Genomic DNA, 13768 nt, shown 5'->3' on the forward strand with positions numbered 1-13768 from the left:
TGCCCCAATCCGTCCCCATCCCACCCCGATGCCGGGGTGTGCGATGGGGACAGTATCCGCGGGACGGGTGCCGGGCGGAAGGACATCCGCCCGACACTTCCGGCCATCGCCGGTGGACCCTGGCCAAGTGGCACCAACCGCCGCCAGCGGCGGCTGGCCGCGCGGGGTCAGGGCACCTCGTGACCCTGGCTGGCCTCCAGAATTTGGAACCAGTGCTGGCGCTGCATCTTCAGGTGGGCGGCCTGCGTGTAGGTGCGCACCCGCTCCAGGCGCGTCGTGCCCAGCACCGGCACCGGCCGCGCGGGATGGCGCATCAGCCAGGCCAAAGCCACCGTGCCGGGATCATTCACCCCGATCTCCGCGCCCACCGCCTCCAGCGCCGCCAGGGTGCGGCGCGCCTGCTCCGTGGCGCCGGTGAACAGGCCGCCACCGCCCAGCGGCGACCAGGCCATGGGACGCATGCGCAGTTCCAGCGCCTGGTCCAGCGTTCCGTCGAACAGGGGCGCCAGCGTGGTGACGGAAAATTCGATCTGGTTGGTGACCAGCGGCCGGGCCATCCGGGACTGCAGCAGGCGCACCTGCGACGGGTTATGGTTGGACACGCCGATATGGCGGATCATGCCCGACCGCAGCAGCCGGTCCAGCGCGTCGGCGGTGTTGTCCGGGTTCATCAGCGGATCCGGCCGGTGCAGCAGCAGCAGGTCGATGTAATCCGTGCCCAGGTTGCGCAGCGACTGTTCCACCGAGGCGGTGATATGGTCGCCGCAGGTATTGTAATGCTTCACCACATGGCCGGGCCGCTGGGGCGACAGCAGGGCGATGTCGCACTTGGTGACCAGTTGCAGGGCGGAGCGCTTGCCCCCCCATTCCTTCAACGCCTGGCCGAACAGGGCCTCCGCCCCGTAATCGCCGTAAATGTCGGCATGATCGAAGCTGGTGATGCCCAGTTCCAGGCACCCCTCCAGGAAGCGGGCAAGCTTTGCCGGGGTGCCGGTTTCTTCCCCCTCGCGGGAACGCCACGCGCCCCAGACCAGCGGCGACAGGCGCGGGCCTTCGGGATGCAGGCAGCTCAAGGCGTCGGGAACGGGCGGAATGTGGGTCGGGGTGCCAGGCATGGGTGCGATCCGGATCAAGGATGGGGCCAGGGATGGGGTCAGGGATGGGGAATGAAAGCCGTGGTTAAACCGTCTGGAAGAGGGGATGCCTCCGCAGCCCCCCGATATTCGACCTCTCCGAGGATCGCCGTCGAGTGGAAAACGAAGTGGCGCCTCTTAGTCACCGCAGGCGCCGAGGCTTAACCGCCCATCTTTCCCACCGCCACGCCCAATTCCAAAGGGTAGCGGACTATACCACGGTAAGTGCCAAGCCCGGGGCGATGTTAACCATGGATGGAATCGGGGCTGCCCCATCCATCCATGGAAATCCGGGCGCCGGCATGGGGCGGAATGGGCTTGGGAGATCAGAATATCGGTGACCTGCGCCGGGGCGACACCGGCCGGGTCCAGGCCCTCCAGCAGCTGCGAAAATATTATTTCGAGCAGCATGAAATTGAATAACAATTTATAATTGTTGATGCCATGAACCTAATATATTAAATTGAATTCATCAACTTAGCGCCTACTCCTCCCTAATCGGTGTGCCTGACCCTGTTTCGCCCCACCCAAGGAGCGCGATGATGTCCTATTCCCTCAGGAACTTTCCGCAAAGCTTTCACCAGTCTTTGATTGAACGGGCGGTCCAGGTCGCGGAACGCAAGGGCATTATTTTTATTGGGGAGAGCGCCGAGAGAATTAACTCTTTTGCTCTCGCGGAATCCGAACGTGTGGTAGGGGTGCAGAATTCCAATCAGGAACTAACGGATCAAAGCGCGGGTGGAAGGGATGATCGGGTCGGGGGACAGGACACTCCCAACTTGCCAGGAAGCTGGAATTCCCTGGATCTATACGAGATATCATTACGCATCATGAAAGAATTGGTCGAACTTGCAAAAAAGAACCAGATGTCAATGGGAACCAAGTACATCAAAGTTCGTAACGGCAACTATGTCATCGTATCGAACGAAGCCTTACAGGATGCCATTCGCAACCTGTGCCGCAAATTAGGTAACCCTTGGCCCTTCTGCCAGCCCGCTTAAATTTTAATTCCATACGGCTTGATTGGCACAGGCATTATCATGACTGAACTGCGTCATAAGTCTGTCGACATCGCCGTCGAACTTTGCAAGCAAATCATTACGCTATCCAGCGCGGTGATCGGCCTTTCCGTGGGGCTGCTGAAAGACTCGCAGAAAGGTGGAGGTTTTCTGATCGCATCCTCCTGCTTCGCAATTTTATCCATCATCTTTGGTCTTCTATTTCTGATGGTTGCTGTGACAAATATTAACGAACACTCAGAGAAAATAGATATATATCGAAAAAGCATAAAGATCCCGATCGGTAATCAGATTTTTTTATTCGTCCTCTCTCTTCTATCCCTAATCGCTCATATATTTTAGTCAGCTGAACGGCCAGCACCGGTGACATCGCCGGTCGGGATGCCCTCCACTACTTCATGCGCCACCACAGCATGGCTTGCGCCTCGTGGCTCCAGTATAGATTGATCGGGTCGCAGCCTCCGTCCTCGATTGACAGCGCCACCACGCCTTTGCCAGCCTTGCAGCCGTACAACAGGCCTTCTTCCGTGTCGCAAACCAGCTCGCTTGTGCGCAACGTGACCGGCAGGCTGCAGAAGCCCTGTTGAACCCCGCCGCCAATCGCGAATTGCAGGATTTGGGGCCGAGGCTGGCCTCCCCGGCGTATGGCCAGGATAAGCAGGTGGTCGCGATATCCCAAAACCGCTTGGTCCGGAATACCATCGCCGTTGACGTCGCCACACACCATGGACTCCGCATCCCAGCGCACATCCGGGGCAGATCGCGTCAAAGCGGATAGGTTTGCGCGGCGGCCCGCTGGGTGGGGCAGAAAGCAGCCGCCACGACACGCGGCGCGAACATAGCCAGGAGGCCAAGCGCCATCGCCGCGCACCATCGGTGGGGCAGGGCCGTTTTCACGCCAGCACCCCGCCCAGGATCATGTCCTGGTGCAGGCGGATCAGCTCCTCTTCCCCCATGCGGCCGGCGGGGTTGTACCAGGTGCAGACGCCGGTCAGCATGGCCAGGATGGCGTAGGCGGTCACCGGCGGGTCGGTGCGCTTGAATTGGCCGGCGGCCATGCCGTCCTGCAGGATGGTGACCAGCAGGCGCTCATAATCCCGGCGCATGGCCAGGATGGCGGTACGGTTCTCGCCCTCCAGGCTGCGCAGTTCGGAGCCGCCGATGAACACCTCATCCGTGCGGCGGATGTGGTAGGAAACGTGGAAGCGGATGAAGCGCCGCAATCGGTCCAGGGGATCGGCCGCCCCGTCCAGCGCCGTCGCCACCTCGGCCGACAGGGCCACCATGTGGTCGCGGATGAGGATGAAAAGCAGGTCCTGCTTGGACTGGATGTAGTTGTACATCGAGCCCGGCTGGATCCCCACCTCTTGCCCAAGCTGGCGCAGGGTGATGGCCTCATAGCCATGCTGCCGGATCAGGCGCAGGCCCGCCGCGCGGATCGCCTCCATCGTCTTGGGCCCGCGTGAGCCCACCGTCCGCACCATGCCGAAAAATCCAATTCCTGATGTTTCCGGGGCTTAGGTCCACCGGTGCCCGCGACTTTTCAGCCCGCCGCTGGCGGCCGTCAAGATCACGCCCCATTTGGTCCCTAAATCACCCTTGCGGCCCGCCCGAAAGAAACGTATGACCGTTTGTAAATAAGCAATCTCACATTCCCCGAGGGAGGACAAGCCCGCCATGTCGATCTCCGCCGCGTTCCCCACCATGGATTTTGGCCTTGGCGAAACCGCCGACATGCTGCGCGACGCCGTGGCGTCCTTCTCGGCGGCGGAGATCGCCCCGCGCGCGGCGGAGATCGACCGCACCGACCAGTTCCCCATGGACCTGTGGCGCAAGCTGGGCGACCTGGGTGTGCTGGGTGTGACGGCGGAGGAGGAGTACGGCGGGGCCGCCATGGGCTATGTCGAGCACATGGTGGCGATGGAGGAGATCAGCCGCGCCTCCGCCTCCGTGGGTCTCAGCTACGGCGCCCATTCCAACCTGTGCGTCAACCAGATCCGCTTGAACGGCTCGGCCGAACAGAAGCGGCGCTACCTGCCCAAGCTGATCTCGGGGGAGCATGTCGGCGCCCTGGCCATGAGTGAGCCCGGCGCCGGGTCTGACGTCGTGTCCATGAAGCTGAAGGCCGAGCGCCGGGGCGACCGCTACGTCCTGAACGGCACCAAGATGTGGATCACCAACGGCCCCGACGCCGACACCCTGGTGGTCTACGCCAAGACCGACCCGAGCGCCGGCCCCAAGGGCATTACCGCCTTCCTGATCGAGAAGGGCTTCAAGGGTTTTTCCTGCGCGCAGAAGCTGGACAAGCTGGGCATGCGCGGCAGCCACACCGGCGAACTGGTGTTCGAGGACTGCGAGGTTCCGGAGGAGAACATCCTGGGCCAGGTGGGCGGCGGCGTCCGCGTGCTGATGAGCGGTTTGGACTATGAGCGCGCCGTGCTGGCCGCCGGCCCCATCGGCATCATGCAGGCCTGCCTGGACGTGGTCGTGCCCTATATCCATGATCGGGAGCAGTTCGGCCAGCCCATCGGCGAGTTCCAGTTCATCCAGGGCAAGGTCGCGGACATGTACGTGGCCCTGAACTCCGCCCGCGCCTATGTCTACGCTGTGGGCCGCGCGGCGGATGCCAAGAAGATCACCCGCAAGGACGCGGCAGGATCCATCCTGCTGGCCGCCGAAAGCGCCACCAAGTGCGCGCTGGACGCCATCCAGGTCCTGGGCGGCAACGGCTATATCAACGAATACGCCACCGGCCGGCTGCTGCGCGACGCCAAGCTGTATGAGATCGGCGCTGGCACCTCGGAGATCCGCCGCATGCTGATCGGGCGGGAACTGTTCCGCGAAAGCGCCAATTGAAATCCGCCTGACCCATTTGCCTGGCAACCTGTTTCGTGCCTGAAGGGGGAGGAACACCCGCGTCATGCCCCAGCTGATTTCCCAGATCGACACCCGCGCCGCCGCCTTCGCCGACAATACGGCGGCCATGCGGTCCCTGGTCGATGACCTGCACACCACCGTCACCGGCATCAAGCAGGGTGGGGGCGAGAAGGCGCGGGCCAAGCATCTGTCGCGCGGCAAGCTGCTGCCCCGCGACCGGGTGCGCCACCTGTTGGACCCGGGCAGCCCGTGGCTGGAGTTCTCACAACTGGCCGCCCATGGCGTCTATGACGACGTGGTGCCGGCGGCGGGCATCCTGACCGGCATCGGCCGCGTCTCCGGCACCGAGTGCGTGGTGGTGGCCAACGACGCCACGGTCAAGGGCGGCACCTACTATCCCCTGACGGTGAAGAAGCACCTGCGGGCGCAGGAGATCGCGCGGGAGAACAACCTGCCTTGCGTCTATCTGGTGGACAGCGGCGGCGCCAACCTGCCCAACCAGGACGAGGTTTTCCCCGACCGCGACCATTTCGGCCGCATCTTCTACAACCAGGCCACCATGTCGGCCGCCGGCATCCCCCAGATCGCCGTGGTCATGGGTAGTTGCACGGCGGGCGGCGCCTATGTCCCGGCCATGGCGGACGAATCCATCATCGTCCGCAACCAGGGCACCATCTTCCTGGGCGGCCCGCCGCTGGTGAAGGCCGCCACGGGTGAGGTGGTGAGTGCGGAGGATCTGGGCGGCGCCGACGTGCACAGCCGCACCAGCGGCGTCACCGACCATCTGGCCCAGAACGACGCCCACGCCCTGGCCATCGCCCGGCGCATCGTCGGCAATTTGAACCGGGTGAAGGCGCCGGCCCTGGCCCTGCGCGAGCCGGTGGCGCCCAAGTACGCCGCCGAGGAAATCTACGGCATCATCCCCACCGACAGCCGCAAGCCCTTCGACGTGCGCGAGATCATCGCCCGCCTGGTCGATGGGTCGGAGTTCGATGAGTTCAAGCAGTTGTACGGCACCACGCTGGTCTGCGGCTTCGCCCATTTGTGGGGCTATCCCGTCGGCATCATCGCCAACAACGGCATCCTCTTCTCGGAAAGCGCGCTGAAGGGCGCGCACTTCATCGAGCTGTGCAACCAGCGCGGCATCCCGCTGATTTTCCTGCAGAACATCACCGGCTTCATGGTCGGGCAGAAGTATGAGAACGCGGGCATCGCCAAGGATGGCGCCAAGCTGGTGACGGCCGTGGCCTGTGCCAAGGTGCCCAAGTTCACCGTCATCATCGGCGGCAGCTTCGGCGCCGGCAATTACGGCATGTGCGGCCGGGGCTATTCCCCCCGCTTCCTCTACATGTGGCCCAACGCCCGTATCAGCGTCATGGGCGGGGAGCAGGCCGCCGGCGTGCTGGCCACCGTGAAGCGCGACGGGCTGGAAGCCCAGGGCAAGAGCTGGAGCGCGGAGGAGGAGGAGGCGTTCAAGGCCCCCATACGCGCCCAGTATGAGCACCAGGGCCACCCCTATTACGCCAGCGCCCGCCTGTGGGACGACGGCATCATCGACCCCGCCGAGACGCGCATGGTGCTGGCGCTCTCCCTCTCCGCCGCCCTCAACGCCCCGGTGGAACCGACCACCTACGGCGTCTTCCGGATGTGAGATCAAGACCATGACCGATGTTCTTGCCACCGTGGATCAAGCGGGGATCGCCACCGTCACCCTGGACCGGCCGGCCCTGCACAACGCCTTCAACGAGGGCGTGATCGCCGAGCTGACCCAGTTGTTCGAACAACTGGGCGCTGACCCGCAGGTGCGCGCCATCCTGCTGAAGGGCAATGGCCCCAGCTTTTCCGCCGGGGCGGACCTCGACTGGATGCGGCGCATGGCGGGCTACAGCCGCGACCAGAACCATGCCGACGCCCTGGCCTTGGCCACCATGCTGCGTACCCTCAACCGGACGCCCAAGCCCACCATCGCCGTGGTCCACGGCGCGGCCTTCGGCGGCGGCGTGGGCCTGGTCGCCTGCTGCGACATCGCCATCGCGGCCGAGGGCGCCACCTTCTGCCTGTCGGAGGTCAAGCTGGGCCTGATCCCCGCCACCATCGGCCCCTATGTCGTGGCCGCCATGGGGGAGCGCGCCTGCCGCCGCTATTTCCTGACGGCGGAACGGTTCAGCGCGGCGGAGGCCATGGCCCTGGGCCTGGTGCACCAGGTGGTGCCGGCCGACCAGCTGGACGGCGCCGTCGCCACCTTGCTGAAGCGCCTGGGCGAGGGCGGCCCCGCCGCCCAGACGGCGGCCAAGGCCCTGGTTTTCGACTGCGCCAACCGGCCGGTGACCGACGATCTGATCAGCGACACGGCGGAGCGCATCGCCCTGATCCGTGCCAGTGACGAAGGGCGGGAGGGTGTCGCCGCCTTCCTGGACAAGCGCAAGGCCGCCTGGGTCCAGCCCCAGGAAACCACCCGGGATGGGGACAAGTGATGATCGAGACGCTGCTGATCGCCAACCGCGGCGAAATCGCCTGCCGCATCATCCGCACCGCCCGCCGCCTGGGCATCCGCACCGTGGCCGTCTATTCCGACGCCGACGCGGGCGCCCTACATGTGGCGCTGGCGGATGAGGCGGTGCGCATCGGCGCCGCGCCCGCCCGCGACAGCTACCTGCGCATGGACGCCATCCTGGACGCGGCCGCCCGCACCGGGGCCCAGGCCATCCACCCGGGTTACGGCTTCCTGTCGGAAAACGCCGGCTTCGCCGAGGCCTGCGCCGCCGCCGGCCTGATCTTCGTCGGCCCGCCGGCCAGCGCCATCCGCGCCATGGGCGGCAAGTCCGAGGCCAAGGCCCTGATGGAAACCGCCGGCGTCCCCCTGGTGCCGGGATACCATGGGGAGGAGCAGAACAGCGGCGTGCTGGCGGCGGAGGCGGCCCGCATCGGCTACCCCGTGCTGATCAAGGCGTCGGCCGGCGGTGGCGGCAAGGGCATGAAGGTCGCCACCTCGGCGGAAGACTTCCATGAGCAGTTGGCCTCCGCCAAGCGCGAGGCCCAGGCCGCCTTCGGCAATGACCGGGTGCTGATCGAAAAGTACCTGGGCCGCCCGCGCCATGTGGAAATCCAGGTGTTCGCCGACAGCCATGGCAACTGCGTCTACCTGTTCGAGCGTGACTGCTCCATCCAGCGGCGCCACCAGAAGGTGGTGGAGGAGGCGCCGGCACCCAACCTGCCGCTGGAACTGCGGCAGGAGATGGGGGCCGCGGCGGTGGCGGCGGCCAAGGCCATCGGCTATGTCGGCGCCGGCACGGTGGAATTCCTGCTGGACCCCGTGGAGACGGGCGGCGACGGCCGTTTCTACTTCATGGAGATGAACACCCGCTTGCAGGTGGAACATCCGGTGACGGAGTACATCACCGGCCAGGACCTGGTGGAATGGCAGCTGCGGGTGGCGGCTGGCGGCACCCTGCCGCTGAGCCAGAGCGAGCTGGCGGTGAACGGCCACGCCATCGAGGTGCGGCTATACGCGGAGGATCCGGACAAGGGCTTCCTGCCGCAAACCGGCACGCTGTCGCACCTGCGTTTCCCCCAGGCCGGGCCGGCATCGGGCGGGCATGTGCGCGTGGACACGGGTGTGCGCCAGGGCGACGCCATCTCCATCCATTATGACCCCATGATCGCCAAGCTGATCGTGTGGGACGTGGACCGCCCCGCCGCGGTGCGCCGCCTGCGGCAGGCGCTGGCGGAAACCGAGGTCGGCGGCCTGTCGGCCAACATCCCCTTCCTGGCGGCCATCGCAGGCCACCCCGGCTTCCTGGCGGCCGACCTGGACACCCGTTTCATCGAGCGCCACCAGGCCGACCTGCTGCCCCCGCCGGCGGCCCCTGCCGGCGACGTCCTGGCGCTGGCCGCGCTGGGCGTGCTGCTGGAGCGCAAGGCGGAGACGGTGGCCGCCGCCGCCCGGACCAAGGACCCGTGGAGCCCCTGGGCCACCGGCGACAGTTGGCGCCTGAACGACGCCGTGCCGGAGGTTCTGACCTTCACCACGGGGCAAGAGGGCGGCGAACCGCTGGAGGTTCGGGCCTGCCGCCGGCGCGACGGCGGCTTCGACATCACCCTGCCCAATGGCGAGGAGCTGGCGGGCCATGCCCGTTTCGAGCCCGACGCCGCCCATGGGGGCGGCCGGCTGGTGGCCGAGGTCGGCGGACGCCGGCTGACGGCCGGCTGGTCACGCCGGGGGCGGGAGCTGGACCTGTTCCGTCCCGGCCGGCACCACCGCCTCACCCTCATCGATCCGCTGGACGTCGGCATGGTCGATGCCGGCGGCGGCGGGCGTCTGGTGGCGCCCATGCCGGGCAAGGTGATCGCCGTACTGGTGGCGACGGGGGACAGGGTGGAGAAGGGGCAGGCCCTGGTGGTGCTGGAGGCCATGAAGATGGAACACACCATCAAGGCGCAAGGCCCCGGCACGGTGGAGACCGTGCGCTATGCCGTCGGTGACCAGGTGCCGGACGGCGCCGAATTGATCATCGTGACCGGAGACGAGGCATGAGCGCCGCCGTGAGGATCGTCGAGGTCGGCCCCCGCGATGGCCTGCAAAACGAGGCCGCCCTGGTGCCCACCGACACCAAGGTGGCCCTGATCGACCGGCTGTCGGCCACCGGCCTGACGGTGGTGGAGGCGGGGGCCTTCGTGTCGCCCAAATGGGTGCCGCAGATGGCGGACACGGCCGAGGTACTGGGCCGCATCCGGCGGCAAGCGGGCGTCAGCTATCCCGTGCTGGTGCCCAATGAGCGCGGCTTAACCCAGGCTCTGGCGGCGGGCGTGACGGAAATCGCCGTCTTCGCCGCCGCGTCGGAGGCCTTCTCCCAACGCAACATCAACTGTTCCATCGCGGAAAGCCTGGACCGCTTCGCCCCCGTGGCGCGCCTGGCCCGTGACAACGGCATCGCCGTGCGCGGCTATGTCTCCTGCGTGCTGGGCTGCCCGTATGAGGGCGCGATCGACCCCGCCAAAGTGGCGGAGGTGTCGGCCCGGCTGGTGGAATTGGGCTGCGCCGAGATCTCGCTGGGCGACACCATCGGCGTGGGCACTCCGGCCAAGGCCGCGGCCCTGATCCGCCGTGTCGCCCAAGAGGTCCCGGTGGCGAAGCTGGCCGCCCATTTCCACGACACCTACGGCCAGGCGCTGGCCAACCTGCTGGCCAGCCTGGACGAGGGGATCCGGGTCATCGACAGCTCGGTCGCGGGCCTGGGCGGCTGCCCCTACGCCAAGGGGGCCACCGGCAACGTGGCGACGGAGGACGTGGTCTACATGCTGGAGGGGCAGGGGCTGTCCACCGGCGTGGACCTGGACGCGCTCGCGGCCATCGGCCGCTGGATCTCGGACGCCATCGGCCGCCCCAACGCCAGCCGCGCCGGCCGCGCCCTGCTGGCCAAGAAGGCATGAGGCGCCACTAGCCGCTGATCTGTTGCAGCACCAGGTCTTGAAGCGCGGTGGCGGCCTGGCTGAGCCGGGCCCCGGCCCGGGTGAGCAGACCCAGGGTGCGGCTCAGCTCCGGTTCCCGCATGGGCAGGCCGACCAGCCCGGGATAGGCGTCATTGGCCAGGGCCAAGCCGGGAAGCACCGCGACCCCCAGCCCGGCGGATACCAGCCCCAGCGCCCCGGCGACATGGTTGGCCTCATAATGGATGGTGGGGCGGCGCGGCAGGCTGGCCAGCACGTTTTCGATCAGCACCCGGTTGCCGCTGTTCAGTGAAACGGCGATCAAGCGTTCCCTCTCCAGATCCGCCCAGCGGGCCGTCGTCGCGACCGCCAGCGGATGATCCCGCCGGACGGCCAGCACGTAGGGTTCGCTACGCATGGGCGTGAAGTCGATATCCGCGTTCTGGGCCCCCAGGAAGCTGATGCCGATATCGGCCTCGCCGTCCAACACGGCGTCCAGCACCTTGCCGGCGCTTTCGTCGATGACCCGGATGCGCACGCCCGCATGGGTTTCAGCATAGAGATGCAGGATTTCCGGCAAGACGTGGTTGGCCACGGAGGGCACACAGGCCACCGTCACCAGCTGCTTGGCCCTGCTGGCGCGCTCAACCATGCTGGCGCGGGCCAAATCCAGTTCCTCCAGAATGACGACGGCGTGGTTCAGGAACTGCCGGCCGGCATCCGTCAACTCCACCTTGCGCGTGGTGCGTTCCAACAGGCGCATGTCCAGCGCCGCCTCCAGCTTTTCGATCCGCCGGCTCAAGGCGGGCTGGGAGATGTACAGCCGATCCGCCGCCGCGCGGAAGTTCAGCGTCTGCGCCACGGTGACGAAGGCCAGCACCTCGCCAAATTCGAAATCCAGCCGCATGGCACCCCCAATTGATACGGTATAGTTATCAATTGAGAAGATAAATGCAATTCCTGTCCACCGTGGGCCATCGCACTATGGCTGAGATATTAAAACCGGAGGAGACGGAAATGACCGGAAGTGACCCCCGTTCAACGGGCGGCGTCATTTCGCGCGCGCTCGCCCTGCTGATGCTGGTGGCGCCCTTGCCGGCTGGCGCGGCGGACCTGCACGTGGCTAGTTCCGGTGGCTTCGCCGCCGCCTACAAGGCGCTTGCGCCCGAGTTTGAAAAGCGCACCGGACATACGCTGGTTTCCGTGTGGGGCCCCTCCATGGGCGATACGCCGCAGTCCATCCCCAATCGACTGCACCAGCACCAGGATATCGACGTCGTCATCATGGTGGGCGACAGCCTGGACAAGCTGGTGCGGGAAGGGGAGGTGATGGACGCCGACCACCGGGTCCTGGCCCTGTCCAAAATCGGCATGGCCGTCAAGGCGGGCGCCCCGCACCCGGACATTTCGACCGTCGCCGCTTTGAAGAAGGTGCTGCTGGACGCCAAGTCCATCGCCTATTCGGACAGCGCCAGCGGCGTCTTCCTGTCGACAGTCCTGTTCGAGCGCCTGGGCATCGCCGACGCCATGAAGGGCAAGGCGCGGATGATCCCGGCCGAACCAGTCGGCGCCGTGGTCGCGCGTGGCGAGGCGGAGATCGGCTTCCAACAGATCAGCGAGCTATTGCCGTTGTCCGGCATCGATATCGTCGGGCCTTTGCCCGAGGACGCCCAGAAGGTGACCCCGTTCTCCATCGGCATCGCCGCCGGGACCAAAGACAAGGCGGCGGCCGAAGAGCTGATCGCCTTCCTGTCGTCGCCGGAGGCGGCACCCCTGATCATCAAATCCGGGCTGGTGCCCGCCAACACAGCTGGTCGCTGAGGATCGTCCCGATGCCAGGTTCCCCCATGAAACAGTCGTCCAGGCTGGCCACCGTGCTGCGCGTGACAAGCGGCAACTTCCTGGAAATGTTCGATTTCTTCCTTTACGGCTTCTACGCGCCCTACATCGCCAACACGTTCTTCCCCAGCGGGAACGACACCGCGTCGCTGATGCTGACCTTCGCCACCTTTGGGGCGGGGTTCCTGATGCGGCCGGTGGGCGCGGTCATCCTGGGCAGCTACATCGACCGGATCGGACGCAGCAAGGGCCTGGTGCTGACGCTGGCCATCATGGCGCTGGGCACGGTGCTGATCGCCTTCGTGCCCGGGTATGCCAGCATCGGGCTGTTGGCCCCCGCCCTGGTGCTGATCGGCCGCCTGTTGCAGGGCTTTTCCGCCGGGGTGGAGATGGGCGGCGTCTCGGTCTACCTGGCGGAGATGGCCACGCCCAACACCAAGGGCTTCTACGTCAGTTGGCAATCCGCCAGCCAGCAGGCGGCGATCATGGCCGCGGCCCTCATCGGCTATGGGCTGAACCAGGTCCTGTCGGCGCAGCAGGTCCATGACTGGGCCTGGCGCATCCCCTTCTTCATCGGTTGCCTGATCGTGCCGGTGATCTTCGTCATTCGCCGGTCCTTGCAGGAAACGGCGGCGTTCCAGGCCCGCACGCATCATCCCAGTTTCCGGGAAAGCGTCCTGTCCATCGCCGCCAACTGGCGGCTGGTGCTGGCGGGCATGATGATGGTGGTGATGACCACCGTCTCCTTCTACCTTATCACCGTCTATGCCCCGACCTATGGCAAGAGCGTGCTGAAGCTGAGCGCCGGCGACAGCCTGCTGCTGACCTTCTGCGTCGGCCTGTCCAATTTCATCTGGCTGCCCGTGATGGGCGCGCTGTCCGACAAGGTGGGGCGCCGCCCCCTGCTGATGACGTTCACCGTCCTGGCCATGCTGACCGCCTATCCGGTGCTGAGCTGGCTGGTCCATAATGTCAGCTTCGGCACCATGCTGGTCGCCGAGCTGTGGCTGTCCTTCCTCTATGCCAGCTACAACGCGGCGGCGCTGGTGACGCTGACGGAAGTGATGCCGCCGGAGGTGCGGACGGTGGGGTTTTCCCTGGCCTACAGCCTGGCCACGGCGCTGTTCGGCGGCTTCACCCCCCTGGTGTCCACCTGGCTGATCGAGGTGACGGACGACAAGGCCGCACCCGGTTGGTGGATGGCCGCCGCCGCCCTCTGCGGCTTGCTGTCGGTCCTCATGATCTACCGTCGCGACCCGGCCACGGCGCGCATGGTGGCGGATACCGTTTGATATCCGGGGGTTGATGTCCACGGGGCGGCCACGCCGCCCTGTCCCCGCCGTTGACACAGCCAAGCCACTGGACATCCGGGGACCGGGCGGTAGAAAATGGATATGGCACGAGCCCGACGACAGGGCCGGCCATAGTCAGGGGTGGAGCTGGCGGCAAAGACCGGCCCACCCGTACTCAACT

The 13768-nt window shown here is 66.2% G+C and carries 13 protein-coding genes; 9 read left to right on the forward strand and 4 right to left on the reverse strand.

What is annotated here, in order from left to right; genetic code table 11:
* Positions 1 to 167 precede the first annotated feature (167 nt).
* Positions 168 to 1115, reverse strand: a complete 948-nt coding sequence (locus ULB03_RS24280; protein WP_322485656.1) for an aldo/keto reductase — start codon at positions 1113 to 1115, stop codon at positions 168 to 170.
* 557 nt (positions 1116 to 1672) lie between these two features.
* Here ULB03_RS24280 and ULB03_RS24285 point away from each other — a divergent pair.
* Positions 1673 to 2134: a hypothetical protein gene (locus ULB03_RS24285; protein ID WP_322485657.1), complete on the forward strand. Its 462-nt coding sequence runs from the start codon at positions 1673 to 1675 to the stop codon at positions 2132 to 2134.
* 39 nt (positions 2135 to 2173) lie between these two features.
* Positions 2174 to 2494 (forward strand): hypothetical protein, encoded by a 321-nt coding sequence (locus tag ULB03_RS24290; protein ID WP_322485658.1) that lies wholly within the window; start codon positions 2174 to 2176, stop codon positions 2492 to 2494.
* A gap of 49 nt (positions 2495 to 2543) precedes the next feature.
* Here ULB03_RS24290 and ULB03_RS24295 read toward each other — a convergent pair whose 3' ends face one another.
* Together ULB03_RS24295 and ULB03_RS24300 are read right to left on the reverse strand one after the other, a co-directional pair.
* On the reverse strand, positions 2544 to 2879 hold the full coding sequence (locus tag ULB03_RS24295; protein WP_322485659.1) for a hypothetical protein: 336 nt from the start codon (positions 2877 to 2879) through the stop codon (positions 2544 to 2546).
* Positions 2880 to 3045: 166 nt separating this feature from the next.
* Positions 3046 to 3636, reverse strand: coding sequence for a TetR/AcrR family transcriptional regulator (locus ULB03_RS24300; RefSeq protein WP_322485660.1), 591 nt, complete (start codon positions 3634 to 3636; stop codon positions 3046 to 3048).
* Between the two features lie 193 nt (positions 3637 to 3829).
* Here ULB03_RS24300 and ULB03_RS24305 point away from each other — a divergent pair, with 193 nt between their 5' ends.
* From ULB03_RS24305 to ULB03_RS24325, 5 genes are all read left to right on the forward strand, one after another.
* Entirely contained in the window at positions 3830 to 5008 is a 1179-nt protein-coding gene (locus tag ULB03_RS24305; RefSeq protein ID WP_322485661.1) for an isovaleryl-CoA dehydrogenase, read from the forward strand.
* 64 nt (positions 5009 to 5072) lie between these two features.
* Positions 5073 to 6680, forward strand: a complete 1608-nt coding sequence (locus tag ULB03_RS24310) for a carboxyl transferase domain-containing protein (protein ID WP_322485662.1) — start codon at positions 5073 to 5075, stop codon at positions 6678 to 6680.
* Between the two features lie 10 nt (positions 6681 to 6690).
* Positions 6691 to 7503 (forward strand): enoyl-CoA hydratase/isomerase family protein, encoded by an 813-nt coding sequence (locus ULB03_RS24315; RefSeq protein WP_322485663.1) that lies wholly within the window; start codon positions 6691 to 6693, stop codon positions 7501 to 7503.
* Entirely contained in the window at positions 7503 to 9563 is a 2061-nt protein-coding gene (locus ULB03_RS24320; RefSeq protein WP_322485664.1) for an acetyl/propionyl/methylcrotonyl-CoA carboxylase subunit alpha, read from the forward strand. Before ULB03_RS24315 ends, ULB03_RS24320 begins: the two co-directional genes overlap by 1 nt.
* Entirely contained in the window at positions 9560 to 10459 is a 900-nt protein-coding gene (locus tag ULB03_RS24325) for a hydroxymethylglutaryl-CoA lyase (protein ID WP_322485665.1), read from the forward strand. The genes ULB03_RS24320 and ULB03_RS24325 overlap by 4 nt, the downstream gene beginning before the upstream one ends.
* A 7-nt stretch (positions 10460 to 10466) precedes the next feature.
* Here ULB03_RS24325 and ULB03_RS24330 read toward each other — a convergent pair whose 3' ends face one another.
* Positions 10467 to 11363, reverse strand: a complete 897-nt coding sequence (locus tag ULB03_RS24330; RefSeq protein ID WP_322485666.1) for a LysR family transcriptional regulator — start codon at positions 11361 to 11363, stop codon at positions 10467 to 10469.
* A gap of 110 nt (positions 11364 to 11473) precedes the next feature.
* Here ULB03_RS24330 and ULB03_RS24335 point away from each other — a divergent pair, with 110 nt between their 5' ends.
* Together ULB03_RS24335 and tcuC are read left to right on the forward strand one after the other, a co-directional pair.
* Positions 11474 to 12277 carry a substrate-binding domain-containing protein gene (locus ULB03_RS24335; protein ID WP_322485667.1) on the forward strand — a complete coding sequence of 268 codons (804 nt, stop codon included), beginning with the start codon at positions 11474 to 11476 and terminating at the stop codon, positions 12275 to 12277.
* 26 nt (positions 12278 to 12303) lie between these two features.
* Positions 12304 to 13587 (forward strand): MFS transporter, encoded by a 1284-nt coding sequence (gene tcuC / locus ULB03_RS24340; RefSeq protein ID WP_322485668.1) that lies wholly within the window; start codon positions 12304 to 12306, stop codon positions 13585 to 13587.
* The last annotated feature ends 181 nt before the right edge of the window (positions 13588 to 13768 follow it).

Origin of the sequence: Nitrospirillum goiasense (assembly GCF_034427435.1) — a bacterium.
In the GTDB taxonomy this organism is placed as follows: domain Bacteria; phylum Pseudomonadota; class Alphaproteobacteria; order Azospirillales; family Azospirillaceae; genus Nitrospirillum.

What these genes read in the sequence shown, in the direction of transcription:
- ULB03_RS24280 (WP_322485656.1), bottom strand. Translation starts at nt 1,115, where the DNA reads ATGCCTGGCACCCCGACCCACATTCCGCCCGTTCCCGACGCCTTGAGC.
- ULB03_RS24285 (WP_322485657.1), top strand. Translation starts at nt 1,673, where the DNA reads ATGATGTCCTATTCCCTCAGGAACTTTCCGCAAAGCTTTCACCAGTCT.
- ULB03_RS24290 (WP_322485658.1), top strand. Translation starts at nt 2,174, where the DNA reads ATGACTGAACTGCGTCATAAGTCTGTCGACATCGCCGTCGAACTTTGC.
- ULB03_RS24295 (WP_322485659.1), bottom strand. Translation starts at nt 2,879, where the DNA reads ATGGTGTGTGGCGACGTCAACGGCGATGGTATTCCGGACCAAGCGGTT.
- ULB03_RS24300 (WP_322485660.1), bottom strand. Translation starts at nt 3,636, where the DNA reads ATGGTGCGGACGGTGGGCTCACGCGGGCCCAAGACGATGGAGGCGATC.
- ULB03_RS24305 (WP_322485661.1), top strand. Translation starts at nt 3,830, where the DNA reads ATGTCGATCTCCGCCGCGTTCCCCACCATGGATTTTGGCCTTGGCGAA.
- ULB03_RS24310 (WP_322485662.1), top strand. Translation starts at nt 5,073, where the DNA reads ATGCCCCAGCTGATTTCCCAGATCGACACCCGCGCCGCCGCCTTCGCC.
- ULB03_RS24315 (WP_322485663.1), top strand. Translation starts at nt 6,691, where the DNA reads ATGACCGATGTTCTTGCCACCGTGGATCAAGCGGGGATCGCCACCGTC.
- ULB03_RS24320 (WP_322485664.1), top strand. Translation starts at nt 7,503, where the DNA reads ATGATCGAGACGCTGCTGATCGCCAACCGCGGCGAAATCGCCTGCCGC.
- ULB03_RS24325 (WP_322485665.1), top strand. Translation starts at nt 9,560, where the DNA reads ATGAGCGCCGCCGTGAGGATCGTCGAGGTCGGCCCCCGCGATGGCCTG.
- ULB03_RS24330 (WP_322485666.1), bottom strand. Translation starts at nt 11,363, where the DNA reads ATGCGGCTGGATTTCGAATTTGGCGAGGTGCTGGCCTTCGTCACCGTG.
- ULB03_RS24335 (WP_322485667.1), top strand. Translation starts at nt 11,474, where the DNA reads ATGACCGGAAGTGACCCCCGTTCAACGGGCGGCGTCATTTCGCGCGCG.
- tcuC (WP_322485668.1), top strand. Translation starts at nt 12,304, where the DNA reads ATGAAACAGTCGTCCAGGCTGGCCACCGTGCTGCGCGTGACAAGCGGC.